Origin of the sequence: Nocardia sp. NPDC051030 (genome assembly GCF_040683015.1) — a bacterium.
Classification (GTDB): domain Bacteria; phylum Actinomycetota; class Actinomycetes; order Mycobacteriales; family Mycobacteriaceae; genus Nocardia.
The window spans coordinates 105,458-124,034 of record NZ_JBFBCD010000001.1; the positions used below are offsets into that span (position 1 = coordinate 105,458).

The 18,577-nt window shown below is 65.6% G+C and carries 22 protein-coding genes; 14 read left to right on the plus strand and 8 right to left on the minus strand.

What is annotated here, in order from left to right; genetic code table 11:
* Positions 1 to 2: 2 nt before the first annotated feature.
* Both AB0N05_RS00455 and AB0N05_RS00460 read right to left on the minus strand, forming a co-directional pair.
* Positions 3 to 833, minus strand: coding sequence for an SDR family oxidoreductase (locus tag AB0N05_RS00455; protein WP_364685435.1), 831 nt, complete (start codon positions 831 to 833; stop codon positions 3 to 5).
* Positions 834 to 881: 48 nt separating this feature from the next.
* Positions 882 to 2,405, minus strand: a complete 1,524-nt coding sequence (locus AB0N05_RS00460) for an NAD(P)/FAD-dependent oxidoreductase (protein WP_364685438.1) — start codon at positions 2,403 to 2,405, stop codon at positions 882 to 884.
* A 90-nt stretch (positions 2,406 to 2,495) separates the two neighbouring features.
* On the opposite strand from AB0N05_RS00460, the gene AB0N05_RS00465 reads away from it, so the two are divergent.
* Positions 2,496 to 3,158, plus strand: a complete 663-nt coding sequence (locus tag AB0N05_RS00465) for a TetR/AcrR family transcriptional regulator (RefSeq protein WP_364685441.1) — start codon at positions 2,496 to 2,498, stop codon at positions 3,156 to 3,158.
* 260 nt (positions 3,159 to 3,418) lie between these two features.
* Here AB0N05_RS00465 and AB0N05_RS00470 read toward each other — a convergent pair whose 3' ends face one another.
* A complete protein-coding gene (locus AB0N05_RS00470) occupies positions 3,419 to 4,108 on the minus strand; it encodes a Crp/Fnr family transcriptional regulator (protein ID WP_364685444.1) in 690 nt (229 codons plus the stop codon).
* Positions 4,109 to 4,379: 271 nt separating this feature from the next.
* Here AB0N05_RS00470 and AB0N05_RS00475 point away from each other — a divergent pair, with 271 nt between their 5' ends.
* The 3 genes from AB0N05_RS00475 (at position 4,380) to AB0N05_RS00485 (ending at position 6,711) form a co-directional block, all read left to right on the plus strand.
* Positions 4,380 to 4,796, plus strand: coding sequence for a hypothetical protein (locus AB0N05_RS00475; RefSeq protein ID WP_364685447.1), 417 nt, complete (start codon positions 4,380 to 4,382; stop codon positions 4,794 to 4,796).
* A 44-nt stretch (positions 4,797 to 4,840) separates the two neighbouring features.
* A complete protein-coding gene (locus AB0N05_RS00480) occupies positions 4,841 to 5,791 on the plus strand; it encodes a Gfo/Idh/MocA family oxidoreductase (protein WP_364685450.1) in 951 nt (316 codons plus the stop codon).
* A 218-nt stretch (positions 5,792 to 6,009) separates the two neighbouring features.
* Positions 6,010 to 6,711 carry a hypothetical protein gene (locus tag AB0N05_RS00485; RefSeq protein WP_364685453.1) on the plus strand — a complete coding sequence of 234 codons (702 nt, stop codon included), beginning with the start codon at positions 6,010 to 6,012 and terminating at the stop codon, positions 6,709 to 6,711.
* A 129-nt stretch (positions 6,712 to 6,840) separates the two neighbouring features.
* Here the strand turns inward: AB0N05_RS00485 and AB0N05_RS00490 are convergent, their stop codons facing one another.
* The 3 genes from AB0N05_RS00490 to AB0N05_RS00500 are packed head-to-tail and all read right to left on the minus strand — an operon-like array spanning position 6,841 to position 8,520.
* Positions 6,841 to 7,686, minus strand: a complete 846-nt coding sequence (locus AB0N05_RS00490) for a helix-turn-helix transcriptional regulator (protein ID WP_364685456.1) — start codon at positions 7,684 to 7,686, stop codon at positions 6,841 to 6,843.
* Positions 7,686 to 8,210, minus strand: a complete 525-nt coding sequence (locus tag AB0N05_RS00495) for a DUF6879 family protein (protein WP_364685459.1) — start codon at positions 8,208 to 8,210, stop codon at positions 7,686 to 7,688. Before AB0N05_RS00495 ends, AB0N05_RS00490 begins: the two co-directional genes overlap by 1 nt.
* On the minus strand, positions 8,182 to 8,520 hold the full coding sequence (locus AB0N05_RS00500) for a hypothetical protein (RefSeq protein WP_364685462.1): 339 nt from the start codon (positions 8,518 to 8,520) through the stop codon (positions 8,182 to 8,184). The genes AB0N05_RS00495 and AB0N05_RS00500 overlap by 29 nt, the downstream gene beginning before the upstream one ends.
* Positions 8,521 to 8,739: 219 nt before the next feature.
* On the opposite strand from AB0N05_RS00500, the gene AB0N05_RS00505 reads away from it, so the two are divergent.
* Together AB0N05_RS00505 and AB0N05_RS00510 are read left to right on the plus strand one after the other, a co-directional pair.
* Positions 8,740 to 8,997, plus strand: a complete 258-nt coding sequence (locus AB0N05_RS00505; RefSeq protein WP_364685466.1) for a winged helix-turn-helix transcriptional regulator — start codon at positions 8,740 to 8,742, stop codon at positions 8,995 to 8,997.
* The gene (locus AB0N05_RS00510) at positions 8,994 to 9,311 is read left to right on the plus strand and encodes a hypothetical protein (protein ID WP_364685469.1); all 318 of its coding nucleotides are present in this window, start codon (positions 8,994 to 8,996) and stop codon (positions 9,309 to 9,311) included. The genes AB0N05_RS00505 and AB0N05_RS00510 overlap by 4 nt, the downstream gene beginning before the upstream one ends.
* Before the next feature lie 3 nt (positions 9,312 to 9,314).
* Here AB0N05_RS00510 and AB0N05_RS00515 read toward each other — a convergent pair whose 3' ends face one another.
* Positions 9,315 to 10,277, minus strand: coding sequence for a glycine betaine ABC transporter substrate-binding protein (locus AB0N05_RS00515; RefSeq protein WP_364685472.1), 963 nt, complete (start codon positions 10,275 to 10,277; stop codon positions 9,315 to 9,317).
* Between the two features lie 246 nt (positions 10,278 to 10,523).
* Here AB0N05_RS00515 and AB0N05_RS00520 point away from each other — a divergent pair, with 246 nt between their 5' ends.
* The 8 genes from AB0N05_RS00520 (at position 10,524) to AB0N05_RS00555 (ending at position 17,054) form a co-directional block, all read left to right on the plus strand.
* The gene (locus tag AB0N05_RS00520; RefSeq protein ID WP_364687392.1) at positions 10,524 to 11,417 is read left to right on the plus strand and encodes an ABC transporter substrate-binding protein; all 894 of its coding nucleotides are present in this window, start codon (positions 10,524 to 10,526) and stop codon (positions 11,415 to 11,417) included.
* Between the two features lie 13 nt (positions 11,418 to 11,430).
* Complete coding sequence (locus AB0N05_RS00525) at positions 11,431 to 12,579, plus strand: ABC transporter ATP-binding protein (RefSeq protein ID WP_364685475.1); 1,149 nt, start codon at positions 11,431 to 11,433, stop codon at positions 12,577 to 12,579.
* A complete protein-coding gene (locus tag AB0N05_RS00530; protein ID WP_364685478.1) occupies positions 12,576 to 13,322 on the plus strand; it encodes an ABC transporter permease in 747 nt (248 codons plus the stop codon). The genes AB0N05_RS00525 and AB0N05_RS00530 overlap by 4 nt, the downstream gene beginning before the upstream one ends.
* The gene (locus tag AB0N05_RS00535; protein WP_364685481.1) at positions 13,319 to 14,014 is read left to right on the plus strand and encodes an ABC transporter permease; all 696 of its coding nucleotides are present in this window, start codon (positions 13,319 to 13,321) and stop codon (positions 14,012 to 14,014) included. The genes AB0N05_RS00530 and AB0N05_RS00535 overlap by 4 nt, the downstream gene beginning before the upstream one ends.
* 75 nt (positions 14,015 to 14,089) lie before the next feature.
* Positions 14,090 to 14,512, plus strand: coding sequence for a CBS domain-containing protein (locus AB0N05_RS00540; protein WP_364687394.1), 423 nt, complete (start codon positions 14,090 to 14,092; stop codon positions 14,510 to 14,512).
* Between the two features lie 93 nt (positions 14,513 to 14,605).
* Positions 14,606 to 15,277 (plus strand): response regulator transcription factor, encoded by a 672-nt coding sequence (locus tag AB0N05_RS00545; protein WP_364685484.1) that lies wholly within the window; start codon positions 14,606 to 14,608, stop codon positions 15,275 to 15,277.
* Positions 15,274 to 16,626, plus strand: a complete 1,353-nt coding sequence (locus AB0N05_RS00550) for a HAMP domain-containing sensor histidine kinase (protein ID WP_364685486.1) — start codon at positions 15,274 to 15,276, stop codon at positions 16,624 to 16,626. Before AB0N05_RS00545 ends, AB0N05_RS00550 begins: the two co-directional genes overlap by 4 nt.
* Positions 16,627 to 16,721: 95 nt before the next feature.
* Complete coding sequence (locus AB0N05_RS00555; RefSeq protein WP_364685489.1) at positions 16,722 to 17,054, plus strand: hemophore-related protein; 333 nt, start codon at positions 16,722 to 16,724, stop codon at positions 17,052 to 17,054.
* 245 nt (positions 17,055 to 17,299) lie between these two features.
* Here AB0N05_RS00555 and AB0N05_RS00560 read toward each other — a convergent pair whose 3' ends face one another.
* Entirely contained in the window at positions 17,300 to 18,499 is a 1,200-nt protein-coding gene (locus AB0N05_RS00560) for an NADP-dependent malic enzyme (RefSeq protein WP_364685492.1), read from the minus strand.
* Between the last annotated feature and the right edge of the window lie 78 nt (positions 18,500 to 18,577).

The window sequence follows — 18,577 nt, forward strand, 5'->3', positions numbered from 1 at the left end:
CCTTACGGCAGAACGCGCTTCTGCACCACGGCGGCGATGCGCTGATAGTAGGAGGCGGTGGTCCGCACGAACAGGTCGAGAGCCTTTGCCTCCCAGCCGATCAGCACGCGACCGTGGCCCTTGCGCACCCCCTCGGTAATGGTCTGCGCGGCCATCTCGGGAGTGTGCATCGCCAGCTTGCTGTCGAACAGCGCCGCCAGGTTCTTCTGGTCCAGGCCCTCGGAGACGGTGGAGTTGCGGGCCACCGCGGTCTTGATGCCGCCCGGGTGCACACACGTCACCTTGACCGGATCACCGCTCATGATCATCTCCTGGCGCAGCGCCTCGGTGAAGCCGCGCACCGCGAACTTGGCCGCGTTGTAGGCACTCTGGCCGGGGACCGCGATCAGGCCGAACAGGCTGGAGATATTGACCACGTGGCCGGAGCCGGATTCGATCAGGAACGGCAGAAAAGCCTTGGTGCCGTTGACGACTCCCCAGAAATCGACATCCATAATGCGTTCGAAGTCTTTGAACTGGGTGCTGACCACGTCACCGTGGTGCGCGATACCGGCATTGTTGTAGATCTGGTTGACCTTGCCGAAATGCTTGTTCACCTCATCGGCGTAGAGCAGTACGGATTCCCGCTCGGCCACGTTCAGGCGATCGGATTTGATTGCGGCACCGAACTTTTCGCAGCGCCGCACGGTTTCGGCGAGGCCTTCGGTATCGATATCGGAGAGCGCGAGTTTCGCGCCACGGCGGGCCAGGTTCTCCGCCAGGGCGCGGCCGATGCCGGAGCCCGCACCGGTGATCACACAGACCTTGTCCTTGAAGTAAGCATCGTTGCTCACGGAAATACCACTTTCTTCAGAAATGTACACAGCCGGTTCTGTAGGGCCTTAAACGGCTGCGGCGGTGGGCTGAGCGGAGGTCGTCTCGTAGGCCGACACATCGAATGTCTCGAGCAGACTACGGAAACGGAAGGTGAAATCGGGCCAGAGTGTGGTGTTGTTGCCGTGCTTGTCGAGGTACCAGGAGGCGCAACCGCCGGTGCTCCAGACCGCACCCTCCAGCTTGCGCTGCAATTCGGTATTGAATTCGTCCTGCACATCCTTGCGGACCTCGACGGTGCGCAGGCCCAGCCGATCGTAGGTGGCCACGGCGTCGGCGATGTAGTTGATCTGCGATTCGATCATGTACACCATCGAGGTGTGGCCGAGGCCGACATTCGGGCCCAGCATGAAGAACATGTTCGGGTAATTGTGGATGGCCGAGCCCTTGTAACCCTGCTGGCCGATCGCCTCGAAAACCTCTGCGAGAGTGCGTCCATCGCGTCCCGCGATGCCGTCGTAGGCGGGTGAATCGGTAACGTGGAAGCCGGTGGCGACAATGATCGCGTCCACCTCGCGCTCGACACCGTCCTTGGTGACAACGGAATTCGCGCGAATTTCCTTGATGCCGTCGGTGACGACATCGACATTGTCGCGGGACAGGGCCGGGTAGTAGTCGTTCGAGATCAGCATGCGCTTGCAGCCGATCCGGAAATTCGGGGTGACCTTCTTGCGCAGTTCCGGATCGCGCACCTCGGCCCTGAGCTTGGCGCGGGCCACGGTCTCCAGGATCTTCATGGCGGGCGGGAACTTGGCCAGGCCCACCACCTGGGTTTCGCGGAGCGCGTAGATGGTGGCCCGGGAGAGCGCCTGGAAGCCCGGAACATGTTTGAAGGCAAGCTTTTCCACGCCGAGGTACGGGCGGTCCACGCGCGGCAGCAGCCACGGCGCGGTGCGCTGGTAGACGTCCAGGCGCGCGACCTTGCCCGCGATGGACGGCACGATCTGAATGGACGACGCGCCGGTGCCGATGACGGCGACCCGCTTTCCGGTCAGGTCGGAGTCGTGGTTCCAGCGGGCGGAGTGGAAGATCTCGCCCTGGAAGTCGTTGATGCCCTTGATATCCGGCAGGTTCGGCTCACACAGCGCGCCGACGGCGGAGACCAGGATATCGGCGGTGAACGGGCCCTGGCTGGTCTGGATCTCCCACTGGGAGGTCTCGTCATTCCAGCGCGCGCCGGTCATATCGCAGTCGAAGAGGTGCTTATCGCGCACGCCGTACTTGTCGGCGACGCCCTGGATGTAGCGCTGGATCTCCGGCTGCTTGGAGAACGAGCGCGACCAGTCCGGGTTCAGCGCGAACGAGTAGGAGTACAGCTGGGACGGTACGTCGCAGGCCGCGCCCGGATAGGTATTGTCGCGCCAGGTGCCGCCGACATCCTTCCCGCGTTCCAGCACGAGGTAGTCATTGCGGCCCTGCTGGCTCAGGCGGATCGCGAGCCCCAGGCCCGAGAATCCACTGCCGACGATGATGACGCGCGAATGCCGGACGGGCCGGTCGCCGACAGCGTTGTCTGTAACCTTGCGACTCATATAATCGAGCCTAAGGGCTTATTGAGTCCGAGTCAACACTATTGACTCATGTTCAGTAGTTGTTGACCCACGTTCAGTAGGATTGGACCCGTGACCAAGGAACGCAACGTCAGCACGAAGGCTGCTCCGACCCCGGAGAGCCCGGCCAAACGTGTGCGCCTGAGCCCCGAGGAACGCCGCCAGCAGTTGATCACGCTGGGCGCCCGAATGCTCCGCGACCGCGCCCTCGAAGACGTCTCCATCAGCGAAATCGCCGAAACGGCGGGCATCTCCCGAGGCCTGCTCTTCCACTACTTCCCCACCAAGCAGGACTTCCATCTGGCGATCGTCCAATACGCGAATGCCGCCCTGCTGGAACACACCACCCCGGACCCCGCCCTGTCCATCCCCGACATGCTTCGCGACTCGCTCGAACGCTATGTCGACTACGTCTCCGAGAACCGCACCTCCTACCAGGCCCTCCTGCGCGGCCCCGCCAGCGCGAGCCCCGAACTCGCCACCATGGTCGATGCGCACCGCCAGGCCCAAGTGGACCGAATCCTCAGCGCCGCGCCCATTCTCATCGCGGACGCCGACCGCCCGCGCCTCACCCTGGCCGTCCGGGGCTGGATCGCCTTCGTCGAGGAAACCACCCTGACCTGGCTCCGCGAGGAACCCATCACCCGCGAGGATCTCGTCGAGATGCTCGTCGCGTCCCTGCCCGCCCTGGCCCTGAACCTGAACCCGGACCTCGCCGCGGCGCTGCTCCTCTGACCGAGGAGCACGGGGTGTCGGTCGGCCACTCGCCGGTCACGGCGGCGGTGATGAGCGCCGCCGCCAGGGGACTGTGGGTCACCGTCAAGGTGCGGTACAACTGCGCGGCAGTCATCGGCACGGACGGTATTCGGTGCGCCGTCATCGGCCCTCCCGATGGTCTTGTGCAACAAGGACCACGAGATTGCCACGGACGAGAATGCGCGTGCACCTGAAAAATCAGTACTTCAGTGATCTCTCAGGCAACCGACACCGAAAATTCAGGCCGACTCGCCGAACTCCCGCAAACCCTCGATATCGAGCACGACCACATGCCGATTGCGCAGGCACACCAGGTCCTTCTTCTGCATCCGGCTCATGGCCAGCCCGACCGCATCCACCCCCGCGCCGATCAGATCGCCCAGCTCCTCATAGGACAGCCGCACCGTGATCTCCCACGCCTCGATCTTGGCCCCGGTGCCGTTCTGCTCGAATGTGCCCAGCGCGCCATAGGATTCGACGAACTCCAGCAGTAGCCGCGCCAGGCGAATGTGCACCGGGCACCCGCCGAAATCCAGCCGCCGCTGATCCGACCAGGCCAGCCGATCGGCGATCGTGCGGCACAGGGTCTGCCACCCGGCCTCGTGCCGATCGAGGAACTCCAGGAACATCTTGCCCGGAATGCTGTGCACGATCGTCGCGGTGCACAGGGTGGTGGTGGCCGAGCGCGGCGCGGACGGCTCCAGTGCGCCGAGTTCACCGATCACGTCCCCGCTGACCCGAATCGCGAATAACTTCCCGTCTCCCGCAGTGATCTTCGCGCAGGCCGATACGGTCGTATCCTTCGACCGCAGCAGGTACACGCCGGTCCCCTGCGCCCCCTGCCTAGTCAGCACCTTCCCCGGCGGGTGATAGGTCTGCACCCCGAGCCGCAGCAGATCATGCCGCGACTGCGGACTCAGCCGCGCCATGAATGTGCGCTCCGGCCAAGGCCAGCCGTCCAAAGGGTTCGTGATCTTCAATTCCGTGCCCCCGAAAGCCTGCTTCGAGCTTCCCACGGTAAGTGACCCACCCGCCCCGGTGGCGGCTTCTCGCATCACGATCCGAGACAGTTGTGGCCACGCTCGCCACGGCTGCCGCCATGGGGGCGCGGGGCATGCCCATAAGACTGGGGGCGCAACGGTTTTCGTTCCGTACGCGAAGTACTTAGTACTACCGGATGGAAGAAGAAACGGGAACATCATGACTGCATTTCTCACCACCACACGTAAAGCGGCCTTCGCCATGGCCGCGATCGGGGCGGCGTTCTTCACCGTCACGGCAGGCGCGGGAGCCGCGAACGCGAGCGGGGTTTATGCCGAAATCAAGTTCGCCCCCTACACCGACCACGGCACCGTGGACGGCTACATCAACCGCGGCTACAGCGACACCTGGACGCTCGACGCCCGCGCGGGCCAGCAAATGACCACCGACCTCATCTCCCACATGACCTCCGCCTCCGGCACCGCCGTCTACACCCTCACCGCTCCCGACGGCTGGCAAATGGTCACCAACACCACCTGGAGCCAACTCTGGCTCCCCTCCACCGGCACCTACCGCCTGACCCTCACCTCCGCCGAGCATGACGCCTCGTACACCATGAACGTCAAGATCGACTGAGGCTCCGGGAACATTTGGGGGCGGGGCGGCGGTTGGCAGCGGGCATGACGCAGAAGATCCTCCGGCTCGGGGTTATCGGACTCGGTGCCATGGGTGCCGAAATGCTCGACGTCGCCGTCCGCGACCCCGGTATCGAGGTCGTGCTCGCCGCCGACCCGAATACGCGGGCGCTGGATGGCGTCCGTGCCGCCCACCCCGAAGTCGCGCTGACCGCCGATCCCGAAGAAGTACTGGCACGCGAGGACATCGACGCCGTCTACATCGCCTCGCCCCCGGCTACCCATGCCGGGTACACGATCACGGCGATGAAGGCCGGTAAGTCGGTCTTCTGCGAGAAACCGCTCGCAGTCGATTTGTCCGAGGCCGCCGAGATGGTCGCCGTGGCCGAGGCGACGGGGGCGGTGAACGCACTGAACTACACCTTCTCCGATCGCGCCGCCGCGGTCGAGGTGGCGCGCGCGGTTCGGGCCGGGGAGGCCGGAAGCATTCTCGGCGTGGAAATCCGGCTCCTGTTCCCGCAGTGGCCCCGGGCCTTCCAGCGTGATGCCGGATGGGTCGCCGGGCGGGAACAGGGCGGCTTCCTGCGTGAGGTCGGCTCGCACTACGCGTTTCTCACCGATCGGATAGTAGGCCCACTCGAACGCATCCACACCCTGGTCGAATACGGCGAACAGAGCGAAAGTTCCGCCACCGGGCTGTTTTCCGCAAACGGCGTCCCCGTCCACCTGAACGCCCACGTCGCCGCGGGCCCGGAAACCTACGAGTGGACCCTCTACGGATCCCGGCGCTCCTATCGAATCACCGATTGGGCCGACCTGTGGATCGGCGACAGCGAGGGCTGGCACCGATCCGAACTACCCCTTCCTCGCGGCGGCGAGGACACCCGTCTGGCCGAGTTCGCGGGCGCGGTCGGCGGAAAGCCTTCCACACTGGCGGATTTCGCTGCCGGACTGCGGGTTCAGCAAGTGATCGAGTCCTTCCACGACCCTGAATAAGCCCGACCGTCGCTCGGCTCATCGCTGCATCATCGAATGATCATCGTGGGCTCACCGGCGAATCATCGGCGACCGTTTCGGGCTACAACCCGTTCTAGGCTGATCTGGATTGCCGTGGCCGCACCGTGGTTCCACCGAAACTGATGGAATCACCATGGGGGACAAGCTCTCTCGTGCGGCCACGTTGTGTGGGCAACCTAAACGGATTGGGAGATCGAATGGAATTCCGCAGCACCACCGCGGCTGCCGTACTGGTTGCCGGTGCACTGACCGCCGGTCTGGGGACCGCGCATGCCGATCCCGCTGCCCCGGCCGATCCGGGAATCAAGTACTCGCTCAAGGTGATCGACCAGACCGTCGTCGCCTCGCTGCGCGGCGCGAAGTTCGCGCTGAGCGAGCAGGACGGTACGACGCCCGAGGCTCCCAAGACGACGGTGGCCACCATCAAGGACGACAGTGGCGCGACGATCGTGTCGATCCCGCTCGACTACCGGATCGGGGACGCGCAGATTCCGGTCAAGGCCATCGCGAAGAATGACGACACCGTCCTCGAGATCACCCCGACCAAGCCGGACGGCGTGCAGATCCCCAACCAGCCGGTCGTGCTCAAACCCATTGCCTCCCCCACCGAGGACCAGAAGGCATTGAGCGAGTTCAGCAGCAAGCTGTCCATCGCGAGCCAAGTCGGCGCATTGGTAGGCGGCATAGTCGGTTTCGTCGCTGGCTGCGTCGTCAGCATCGCCATCGGCTGCATCCCCGGCGGCGTCGCCGGAGTCCCCGCAGGCGGAATCATCGGCGGCCTGGTAGCAGGCGGCCCCACCTTGATCGCCGTAGGCATCGACCTACTGAACACCTTGCAGGCCGCGCCGGGCACCTCCAAGTGGGCCGACCCCCAGCCCCAACCCGCCCCCCAGAACTAACCCCGCCGAACGGCAACGCACTGCACCTGAAGCCCTCCGACCCCCGGAGGGCTTCAGCCGTCACAGGACGTGGTCGTCAAGCCCGGAGCACGCCGATGGAACCCGCTGAACGACGACGTGTTCGGATCGCTACCTACTCTCCATGCGGCGTCGCTCGGCCGTGGCCATGATCAGTGTGCGGGCAGCGTCGCCGGTGACGGCCAGCTCGGCGAGCATGTCGAATGTTCGCCCGTACTCCGCGATCTCGCGCGGCTGGGTGATCGTCAGCTCGGCCGTGATGGTTTCGACGGTGGCCGTACGGTCGTCGAACATCACGAAATTGGTTGTCTGCTGTGGAATGTCGGCCGTTGCCCGGAGGATTCCGAAAGCGATGCGCGGTAGTCCGATTACGACGAGCAAGCGGTCGAGTTGCCCGAGCATCACGTCGTCGCCGCCGACGGTGGTCAGTAGTGTCTGTTCGGCGATGAGAATGTGAAACCGGCGGTCGCGCCGGTACAGGAACTGCTGGCGTTCCATACGTTTCGCGACACCTGCATCGATGTCGTCTGGGATGCGGTGGCGGGCGATGGAACGCTCGAGGATCGCTCGCGCATACTCGGGTGTCTGCAATATGCCTGGGATCAGGACGTTCTGATAGATGCGTGTCAGCTTGGTCCGTTCGGCCAGCCGGACAAGCTCGTCTTGTCGTCGGCCTGTTCCGCTGCTGAGCAGGCGTCGCGTCTCCATGTACGCGGCGTCGATATTGTGGAGGGTGGCGAGCAGATCCTCGCTCTGCTCGTTTGCGCCCGAATATTCACAGTAAGCGCGTATGTCGGCGTCGGACGGGCGAAGTTTCCCGTATTCGAGTTTCGAGACCTTCGACTCGTGCCAGCCCGCCAAGTTCGCCAGACGGCGGCCGGTCAACCCCGCCCGCCGACGAATTTCCCTCAGACGCTGCCCGAGAGCCTCCTGTGCATCGCGACTACTTTGCGTCACTACCGAGCGCGCACGCTGTCAACGTAATCAACGAAGGGAATCGCGCTCTGCCACAGCCGATCCCGAGTCGACAGACAATGCGCGACGATCCCATCGTCGCTTGTCACGGCCATCCCATCGGGCTTGCCGCCCGAGTCGATCAGGTTGAACGCGACACGCGCGTCGTCGTAGAGCCACCAGTCGTCGGTGGGGACTTCGCCTGCGAGGTGCCTGGGCAGGTAGCGGATATCCTCACCCGCCTCGGCGTTGCTGTGCGTAATGGACAGCAACCAGCGGTGATAGTCCGAATGGGGGACGGTGATCACTCGCACGCGGCGCACTGTCACGCCGCGAGCGGTGGTGTCACGCATGAGCTGTATCCATGGGCGTGACGAGTAGTCGACAGTTGTCGGCTCGCCGTTCAGGAATCGGCGGAGTTCTTCCGATTCCGATGGGACGGCGTACGTATCGCGTACTTCGAGGTGGAACGCGTCGAACCGGCACTCGCGGAACAGCTCACCGGACTGTCCGTGGACTCGCAGCACCGTAGAACGTCCTCTCTAGCTTCGGAATCTCGATCACCGCCTCATCGACCGCCATCGTGAGCCGGCTCAGTGTCTCAGCGTCATCGATCGACTGGCCGGACACCGTGAAGGTTCCGCGGCCGGTATCGGTCAACGTGGCACCCATGAAGGTATCCGGATCGGCGAAACCTGGCAGAAGGTGTGGGATTTCGATGGTGTCCTGTCGATCGGTTTTCCAGCCCTGAACGAGGAAGCTGCCCCGATCGGTCTGGTACAGGGTCGGGCAGTCGTTGTCCCCCGAACCGCCCTTGCCGAGAAATTGAAGGCGCATGATGTGGCCCCTAATTTGCGGTGCTGCACGACGTTTCGCGTGCTACGTCAATCATCCTCCGCGAGCAAAGAAATCGTCGCAGATAGCGAATTCTTCCAAACTTTTGCAAACTCCTGGGTCTGAGGGTCGTCCGATTCGTACCGTCCATCTAGGCAGTCCGGATCATGCTCATGGTCCCGCTCCCGAGTCACCACCTACAGCAATCGCTAAGGAGCGACGATGGCTCTGACCGAATCAGAAGCGAAGGTATTGGGCGCTTTGTCTGCCCTGGATGTCGCGGGAGCGATGAGTGTTCGGCAGCTGTGTGGCAGAACGGGACTGAATGCGGCACCGATTCGGCGGGCGCTGCGCAGGCTCTCGAACGATGGTCTCGCGCTCGGCACCCAGTGGAGTCCGGCGAGCTGGCGGTGCACTGATCGCGGGCGATTGGCGGTCGGGAAGGCGACGTATCGCGAATGCGCGGGTGCTGGGTCATGACACGATATGTGATCGGTTTTCTGCGCCGAGATGTCTCCGGCGGATCCCGCGAGCAGGATGAGGCCCGGATACACGCTCTGGCAACGGAGCTCGGCTATTCGGTGGCCGTCATGGTGTTGGCGGATCCGGATCGGGACGCTGTTCTCAGTCGGCTGATGAATCTTCTGTGGGGCGAATATGTCGACACTCTGATTGCGCCCGGCCTCGAACACTTCGAGGCAGGCGAGATTCCGGCACTGGTGAAGTTCGCCGATGTCGTCTGCGCGAACACCCGCGAGCGGTTCACCGTGAACGAACCCCTGACCTCCGTGTAGGAGTCAGAGAGCGTGGTCGTCGAGCCAGGAGCGGGCTAGGTCTGCGGGGAGGGCGTGGTTGTCGCGGACGGCGCGGATCATGTCGGCGAGGGATGTGGTGTCGAGTTCGCCTGAGACGTAGTTGAGTTTGCGGAGTTGCTGGGCGGTGAGGGTGGATTTGCGGAGGAGGGCCAGGATGTTCGCTGCGCGGAAGGCGTAATCCGGGTCGGCCAGGGAGGTCAGGTCCGGGCCGCCTGCGGGGAGGAAGGAGGCGGGGCCGGACAGGACGCCCAGCTGGATTTCGCCTTCGGAGAGGGCTTTTCGGAGGTCCATGTCCGAGGGATACGGCTGGTAGTGGGTGATGGTGCAGCCGTAGACGGTGTGGAGGGGGTCCACGACGTCGCGTTGCGGGTCGAGGGGGGCGCGCATGGGGTCGAGGGCGGGGCCGGTGGCTATGCCGACGGTGAGTTCCTCGCAGCGGGGAGCGAGAGCCTTCAAGGAGGAGGGGAAATCCGCGGTGCGGGTGGTGGCGGCCACCACGGTGGGGCGCAGGTCGGTGCCGTCGGCGGCGGCGTCCGAGACGGTGAGGCCTTCGGGGAGGGCGCTATTGAGGGCCTTGAGGACATTGTCGGGCTTCTCGGCCTTCGAGGTGGAGTCGAGAGCGGTCAGTAGATCGCCGCTGACATCGCTCACCACCGCGACGGTGTTCGAGTCGAGGGCGGCCAGCTGGCCTTGCCGCTCGCCGAGATTGTTCTTGGTTGCCGTGCGGACACCGGTGCGGGCCAGGGCCTGCGCGTAGATCTCGGCGAGCACTCGTGATTGTGCGGAATCGCCCGCGCCGATCGTCAGGACCGGGCCGTCGTCGCTGGAACCGCAGCCCACGGCCGCGGCGGTCAGGGCCGCTACCAGCGCGGAATGCAGCAGGGCGCGGCGAATTCGCCGGGGGGCGCGATCGGTCAGCGCGCGGGAGTCTGTTCTGCCGAACACGTGCGACAGTCTGCCGTCTCGGACCGCCGAAACGCGAAACCGACCCACGGTAGGCAACGAGCGAGCGAGGGAACAGGCAATATATACAGCCAGGTCTGTTCCGGAGGTTCGGCATTCCGGCCGACCTCAGGAACCCCGCTCGGAAGGACGACAGTGCATTCGCTCATCACCACCCGCGTCGGCGGCAGGCGCACCGCCCGCACCGTATTCCGCATACTCGCCGCCTCGGTGGCCCTGGCGGCGGCCATGGCGCTGTCGGCTTGCGGCGGCGACTCCAATCCCCTCGGCGGCAAATCCGACTGCTCCGGCGGCACCGACAATCTGAAGGTCGGCTCGGCCAACTTCCCGGAATCCGAGACCGTCGCCGACGTGTACGCGGAGGCCTTGCGGGCCAATGGATTCCAGATCGACACCAAGCTCAATATCGGCAGCCGCGAAGCCTATATCCCGTCGCTGCGGCAGTGCGCCATCGACCTGATCCCGGACTACACCGGCAATCTGCTCCAGTACCTGGACAAGTCGGCCACCGCCAGCTCGGCCGCCGATGTGAATGCCGCGCTCGCCAAGGCGCTCGGCGATCAGCTCGGCATGGGCACCCCCGCCCCGGGTGAGAACTCCGACGCCGTCGTGGTCACCAAGGCCACCGCCGACAAGTGGAACCTGAAGACCATCGAGGACCTGGCCGCCCATTCGGCCGAGGTGAAATTCGCCGCACCCGCCGAATTCGCCGAGCGCGCGGGCGGATTGCCCGGCCTGAAGAAGAACTACAACCTCGACGTCTCGGCCGCGAACTTCGTGCCGATCGCCGACGGCGGCGGCCCCGCCACCGTGCGCGCCCTGACCGACGGCCAGGTGACGGCCGCCGACATCTTCACCACCTCCCCCGCCATTGTCGCCAATAACCTGGTGGTGCTGGCCGATCCGAAGCACAACTTCGCCGCCCAGAACGTGGTGCCGCTGTTCAATACCGCCAAGAAGAGCGACAAGCTGCTCGCCGTCCTCAATGCGGTCTCGGCGAAACTCACCACCGCCGAACTGATCTCGCTCGATACCGCAGTCTCGGGTTCGGCCAAGACCGAGCCCGCGGCCGCTGCCAAGCAGTGGGTGCAGGCGCAAGGGCTCGACAAGCCGATCGGATAGGAGGCGGAACACGGTGTCCGACATCGAGTTCAGCAGAGTCACCAAGACCTACCCGGGCGGCACCACCGCCGTCCACGACCTGAGCCTGCACATCGAATCGGGTTCGTTCACCGTGTTCGTCGGCCCGTCCGGCTGCGGTAAGACCACCTCCATGCGGATGATCAACCGCATGGAGGCGCCCAGCTCCGGCACCATTACCGTGGCCGGACAAGACATTTCGCGCACGTCCGCGGTGAAGCTGCGGCTCGGCATCGGCTACGTCATCCAGAATGCCGGGCTGCTGCCGCACCGCACCGTGCTCGACAATGTGGCCACCGTGCCCGTGCTGCAGGGCCAGTCCCGGCGCGAGGCACGCAAGGCCGCCCTCGAGGTGCTGGATCGCGTCGGCCTGGATCGCGGTCTGGCGCAACGGTATCCAGCACAGCTCTCCGGCGGACAGCAGCAACGCGTCGGAGTCGCCCGGGCGCTGGCCGCCGACCCACCCGTCCTGCTCATGGATGAGCCGTTCAGCGCGGTCGATCCCGTGGTCAGGGCCGAATTGCAGAACGAAATGCAAAGGCTGCAAGCCGAACTGCACAAGACCATCGTGTTCGTCACCCACGACATCGACGAGGCCATCAAACTCGGCGACCGGGTCGCGGTCTTCGGACCCGGCGGGCGACTCCAGCAGTTCGACCAGCCGCAGCGGGTACTGTCCCAGCCCGCAACGGATTTCGTCGCGGGCTTCGTGGGACGCGATCGCGGGTATCGGGAGCTCTCCTTCCGCGCCGCGGATGCCGTTCCGGTGCACGATCTTCCACTGATCACCGCCGAAGAGGTCAAGGGAATCCGCCTGAGCAAGGGCGAATGGCGGCTGGTGGTCGACGACAACCGTCACCCCGTCGGCTGGATCGACACCACCGGCGTGGAAGGCGTCCGCGCCGGGCACGCGCTCGCCGACAGCATCGCGGCGGGCGGCTCGCTCTTCCCGCCCGACGGCGATCTGCGCCACGCCCTCGACTCCGCCATCTCCTCACCCTCGGAAATCGGTGTGGCCGTGGATGATTCCGGAGCCGTCCGCGGCGGCGTACTCGCCAAGGACGTCCTGGAACAGCTGTCCCGGCAACGCGCCGCCGAGGATGCCGAACGAAACCGGATCTTCTTCGAACAGGAACCGGCGTGAGGTATCTGCTCGACAATCTCGACGAGATCACCGGATACGCGCGCACCCACCTGTATCTGGCGCTGCTGCCGCTGCTGATCGGGCTGGTCATCGCCATCCCGTTCGGCGCGGTCGCGCATCGGGTGCCGTGGCTGCGGCGCACCAGCACCTTCATCGCCGGAGTCGCCTTCACGATTCCGTCGCTGGCGCTGTTCGTGATCATTCCGCCGCTGGTCGGCATCAGCGCCATCGATCCGCTGAATGTGATTATCGCGCTGACCATCTACTCGGTGGCGCTGCTGGTGACCGCCGTCCCCGCCGCCCTGGATTCGGTGCCCGCGGCGGTGCTGGATGCCGCCGACGCCATCGGCTACACCCGGGTGCGCCGCCTGCTCACCGTCGACTTTCCTTTGGCCCTACCGGTTTTCATCGCCAATCTGCGTGTTGTCGCGGTCACCAATATTTCGATGGTGACCGTTGGCGCGTTGATCGGCGTGGGCGGGCTCGGCAAACTGTTCACGCAGGGCTATCAGCGCGACTATCCGGACGAGATCCTGGCGGGCATCATCGTGGTGCTGGTGTTGGCGCTGATCATGGACCGATTGCTGTATGTGCTCGGACGAGTGGCCACCCCGTGGTCGCGGATCGGCGGGACGGGCCGGAATCGGCGAAACCGCTTCCTGCGCGGGGCAAAACCATTACCGATTGTGACCGTGAACCTCCCGGATGATCCCGCCGATTCGACGGAAGGGTCTGCGGCATGAACCTTTTCATTGATGCCTGGCACTACTTCACCGACGGCGCGAACTGGTCCGGCCCCACCGGCATCGGCCAGCGCATCCTCCAGCACCTCTGGTACAGCCTCCTCGCGGTCGGCATGTCGGCGATCGTCGCACTGCCGATCGGCCTGATCGTCGGGCACACCCGGCGCGGGTCGGCGGCCATTGTCGGCTTCGCCAATGCCATGCGCGCGCTCCCCACCCTCGGCCTGCTCACCTTCGTGGTGCTGCTGCTCGGGCTGGGCCTGCTGCCGCCCCTGCTGGCCTTGGTCACCGTGGGGATTCCGCCGCTGCTCGCGGGCGCGTATGCCGGTATCGCCAATGTGGATCCGGCCGTGGTGGACGCCTCCAGGGCCATGGGCATGACCGAACGGCAGGTCCTGTTCCGCGTCGAGCTGCCCAATGCGCTCCCTGTCCTGCTCACCGGCCTGCGCGGCTGCACCCTGCAGGTGGTCGCGACCGCCACCATCGCGGCCTACGTCAATCTGGGTGGACTGGGCCGCTACATCTTCGACGGCATCGGCCTCTACAAATACGATCGCGTCCTCGTCGGCGCGGTGCTGGTCGCCGTGCTGGCCATGACCCTGGACTCGATGCTGGCCTTCGCGGCGTGGCTGACGGCCCCCGGCACCGGACGCCTGCGCCGCTCACAAGGCGTTCTGAAACAGCCGCATTGACCTTCCGTGTGATGCGGGTCACGATGTTCGTGGCCGAGCACCACCGAAGTCACTGAGGAGGTTCTTGTGAAAGCCATGAAAGCCCGCGACATCATGCACCGCACCGCAGAATGCGTGCCCTCGGACGAAACACTCGACCGAGCCGCGCAAATGATGCGCAATATGGATGTCGGGGCCCTGCCGATCTGCAATAACGACCGCTTGATCGGCATGCTCACAGACCGTGACATCGTCGTCCGCTGCATTGCCGAGGGCCACGACCCCAGCCGCGTCCGCTGCGGCGACCTCGCGCAGGGCACCCCCCGCTGGGTCGACGCCGACACCGAGGTCGCCCAAATCCTCGAGATCATGGAACAGAACCAGATCAAGCGACTGCCCGTCATCGACGTGAAGAACGGCAAACGCCTGATCGGCATGATCTGCGAATCCGACCTCGCCAAGAACGTCAGCGACAAGCAACTGGCCGAATTCGTGGCAGCGGTGTCGGTGCCGCACTGAGCGCGGACACAAGACCGAGGGGTCCGCTCCGGACGGAGCGGACCCCTTCCGCATTCGCAGCGGACTCACAGGAGACCGCAGCAGAATGAGCCCGTGCAGCCGGGACGCATTCTTGTCATCGAAGACGCCGAAGCCATTCGGGCCGCGGTGGTGGCAGGCCTGTCCGCGGCCGGGCACAAGGTGCTCGGGCGGGCCGACGGTATGCGGTTGGAGCCGGACCTCACCCAATTCCGGCCGGATGTCGTCGTACTGGATGTGATGCTGCCCGGGCGGGACGGGTTCGCGCTGCTGAAAGCGGTGCGGGCCCGGTCCGCCGCCGGGGTCGTCATGGTGACCGCGCGCGACGGGATCGAGGACCGGGTGCGCGGGCTGCGGGCCGGATCCGACGATTACGTGGTGAAGCCGTTCGACCTGGCCGAACTGGTGGCACGGGTGGAAGCGCTGCTGCGGCGCATGGGACGCGCTCAGGCCCGGGTCACCATCGGCGACCTGATCGTCGACGTCGAAACCGGCAGTGCGCGACGCGGTTCCACCGACCTCACCCTCACCGCCACCGAATTCAAACTGCTCGCCTACCTCGCCGCGCATCGCGACCGCGTGGTCACCAAGACCCAGATCCTCACGGCCGTCTGGGGATACGAGGACTACGACCCCAACCTGGTCGAAGTGCATGTGAGCGCCCTGCGCCGCAAACTCGAGGAACACGGGGACCGGCTGGTGCACACCGTGCGCGGGCTCGGCTACACATTGAGGGTCGACGCGTGAAAACCGTGTCCTTGCGCCGCCGCGTAACCCTCACCGCCGCAATCGTTTCCGGCGTGGTCCTGGTGCTGGTAGCGGTGATCGTGCACAGCCTCTTCGCGGTGGTGGTGAATCGCGGCGAGAACGCCGTCCTCAATGACCGCGTCCAGATCGCGAAACAATACGCGCAGCAGGGCATGTCGCCCGACGACCTCATCTCGCACGTCGACACCCATTCCGTGCGCGCCCGCCTGATCCTCGCCGACGGCCGCACCTTCGGCAGCCTCAAAGGCAAGAACGCCGAGGACAGCACCACAAAATCTCGCAATGCCCGGCTCACCGGTTCCGGCGACCTGAACAATGCCCGCCTCACCTTGCAGGTGGACACGCCCCTTCTCGCCAAAGTCCAAACGCGCCTGGGCCTGCTGCTCACCCTGTCCACCACCGCCGCCATCGCCGTGATCGCCGCCGCCCTCTGGTTCGGCGTCCCCCGCGCCCTCGCACCCCTCGACGCCATGACCCGCCTCGCCCGCGACATCTCCCGGGGCCACCTCGGCCGCCGCCTCAACCCCTCCCGTAAAGACACCGAATTGGGCCGCACCGCAGCCGCATTCGACGAAATGCTCGACGCCCTGGAAGGCGCGCTCCACGACACCGCCGCCGCCGAATCCCGAGCCCGCGCCTCCGAACAGCAGATCCGCACGTTCGTCGGCGACGCCGCCCACGAACTGCGCACCCCCATAGCCGGAATCCGAGCCCTGGCCGAAGCCGTCATCCAACAACCCGCCGACACCGATCCCGAAGAGCGCCAGCGCATGCACCTACTCCTCGCCCGCGAGGCGCACCGCGCAGGACGCCTGGTCGATGATCTTCTGGACTTGGCGCGCATCGACACCGGCCTGCAACTACACGCTCAACCGGTCGATCTGCACGCGGTCGCCGCCACCCAACTCGATCGCCTGCGAATGCTGTACCCCCACATCGATTTCCGCCTCGAAGGCGACAGCCCCACGCTCCCCGCCGACCCGGAACGCCTCACCCAGATCCTGGTCAACCTTCTCGACAACGCCTGCCAGGCCACCGGCGACACCGGCACGGTCACCATCGACATCCACACCACCCCCGACACCGCCGAACTCTCCATCACCGACACCGGTCCCGGCATCCCACCCGAACACCGCGAACGAATCTTCGACCGCCTGGTCCGCCTCGACGAAGCCCGTAACCCGCACAAGGGCTCCGGCCTGGGCCTCCCCCTCGCACGAGGGCTCGCCCAAGCCCATAACGGGACTCTTACCTGCACTCCTCCCCCACCCGGTGTCTCCGGCGCGGCCTTCACCCTGCGACTTCCCCGCTCTGCCCACGCCTCCTGAAGATCCCCTGAAGATGCCCCTCAGCTTCAGGGCATCTTCAGCTCGCGGGGGCAGATTCGAGTGCGGCACCCGTTCACACAGCACTTGGAGTGGAAATGAAACGCACTATCGCCGCAACACTTACCGGCGCAGCGGCCTTCGCCGTGATCGGGCTGGCGGTGCCGGGCACCGCCTCCGCTGACACCCCGACTTGCGGCCCCGCCGCGGCTGCGCAGGCGCGCGCGGACGCCACACCGAAGGTGGCCGCGTACCTGGCCGGGCACCCCGATGTGGCCGCCGAGATCGCCAAGGTCAAGACGCTCCCCAAGGATCAGCGCAAGGCCGAATGGAAGACCTGGCGCGCCGCCAATCCGCAAGCGGCACAAGACCTCCGCACCGCCCGCCAGGCCGTGATCGACTACCACAAGGCCTGCGGCCACCAGAAGTAGCACGCCGGACGGCGTGATCGAAGCTGCGTACCTTCTCGACAGTTGCAGGGGTTGTAGGGCGCGCAGGTGTCGACAAGGCATGCAGGTTCTGGCGACGCCATCAGCGATCGCACCGCCGCCTCGGAATCCGGTCGGGACAAGGCAGTCGGGATCGGAAAGGCAACGGCCGCAGCCTGATCGGCGAAGCCAAATAGTTCGACCCCCTTGCAGGAACTGCAAGGGGGTCGAACTCTATGCGGAGCGAGCTACGCGACGCCCTCGGCGCGCGCGGCATTACCCACGGCCTCGGCCACGGCCGGAGCCACCCGCGGATCCAGCGGGCTCGGGATGATCTTGTCCACGGACAGCTCGTCCGCCACCACGGCGAAGATCGCGTCGGCGGCGGCCACCTTCATGCCCTCGGTGATCCGGCGCGCGCCCGCATCCAGCGCGCCCTTGAAGACGCCCGGGAACGCGAGCACGTTGTTGATCTGGTTCGGGAAGTCGCTGCGGCCGGTCGCCACGATGGCGGCGTACTTGCTCGCCACCTCGGGGTGGATCTCCGGGTCCGGGTTGGACATGGCGAAGACGATGGACTCCGGAGCCATGGAGGCGATGAGCTCCTCGGCGATGGTGCCCGCCGAAAGCCCCAGGAACACATCCGAACCCGCGAGGGCCTCGGCCGGGCCGCCGGTCACATTGCGCGGGTTGGTGCGCTGCGCCAGTTCGGCCTTCACGTCGTTCAGGTCGGCACGGTCGCGGCTCACGATGCCCTTGGAATCGAGCACGATGATGTCGCCGACACCGGCGGCCAGCAGGATGTTGGTGCAGGCCACACCGGCCGCACCGGCACCGGACACGACGACCTTCAGGCCGGACATGTCGCGACCCTGCACCGCGGCCGCACCCTTGAGGGCGGCCAGCACCACGATGGCGGTGCCGTGCTGGTCGTCGTGCATGACCGGGCAGTCCAGTGCCTCGATGACGCGCTTCTCGATCTCGAAGCAGCGCGGCGCGGAGATGTCCTCCAGATTGACCGCGCCGAAGCTCGGGCGCAGGCGGATCAGGGTCTCGACGATCTCGTCGGGATCGGTGGTGTCCAGGACGATCGGGATCGAGTTCAGGCCCGCGAACTTCTTGAACAGCGCCGCCTTGCCCTCCATCACCGGCAGCGAGGCGCGCGGGCCGATATCGCCCAGGCCCAGCACCGCGGTGCCGTCGGACACGACCACGACCAGGCGCTCGGCCCAGGTGTAGGTCTTGACGAGCGACTCGTCCTTGTGGATCCCGCGGCAGACTTGCGCCACGCCCGGGGTGTAAGCGATGGACAGATCGCGCTGGGTTTCCAGCGGCGAAGTGAGTTCGACCGAAAGCTTGCCGCCAAGATGACCAGCGAAAATTTCTTCCGTGGTGATGTCGGACAGATTCGCTTGGGTGGCATTCACTGCTTCAGTCACAGGTGACACGATTTCACTCCTGCTCGGTGCGGACTCAACCGTTGGACGGTTACCGTTCGGTAATAGATATTCGATGGTTTCGGTGCT

Excerpts from the sequence above, each read along its gene's own strand:
- AB0N05_RS00535 (WP_364685481.1), top strand. The coding sequence starts at position 13,319 with ATGAACCTTTTCATTGATGCCTGGCACTACTTCACCGACGGCGCGAAC.
- AB0N05_RS00555 (WP_364685489.1), top strand. The coding sequence starts at position 16,722 with ATGAAACGCACTATCGCCGCAACACTTACCGGCGCAGCGGCCTTCGCC.
- AB0N05_RS00485 (WP_364685453.1), top strand. The coding sequence starts at position 6,010 with ATGGAATTCCGCAGCACCACCGCGGCTGCCGTACTGGTTGCCGGTGCA.
- AB0N05_RS00475 (WP_364685447.1), top strand. The coding sequence starts at position 4,380 with ATGACTGCATTTCTCACCACCACACGTAAAGCGGCCTTCGCCATGGCC.
- AB0N05_RS00510 (WP_364685469.1), top strand. The coding sequence starts at position 8,994 with ATGACACGATATGTGATCGGTTTTCTGCGCCGAGATGTCTCCGGCGGA.
- AB0N05_RS00470 (WP_364685444.1), bottom strand. The coding sequence starts at position 4,108 with ATGGCGCGGCTGAGTCCGCAGTCGCGGCATGATCTGCTGCGGCTCGGG.
- AB0N05_RS00500 (WP_364685462.1), bottom strand. The coding sequence starts at position 8,520 with ATGCGCCTTCAATTTCTCGGCAAGGGCGGTTCGGGGGACAACGACTGC.
- AB0N05_RS00480 (WP_364685450.1), top strand. The coding sequence starts at position 4,841 with ATGACGCAGAAGATCCTCCGGCTCGGGGTTATCGGACTCGGTGCCATG.
- AB0N05_RS00520 (WP_364687392.1), top strand. The coding sequence starts at position 10,524 with ATGGCGCTGTCGGCTTGCGGCGGCGACTCCAATCCCCTCGGCGGCAAA.
- AB0N05_RS00540 (WP_364687394.1), top strand. The coding sequence starts at position 14,090 with ATGAAAGCCCGCGACATCATGCACCGCACCGCAGAATGCGTGCCCTCG.
- AB0N05_RS00460 (WP_364685438.1), bottom strand. The coding sequence starts at position 2,405 with ATGAGTCGCAAGGTTACAGACAACGCTGTCGGCGACCGGCCCGTCCGG.
- AB0N05_RS00505 (WP_364685466.1), top strand. The coding sequence starts at position 8,740 with ATGGCTCTGACCGAATCAGAAGCGAAGGTATTGGGCGCTTTGTCTGCC.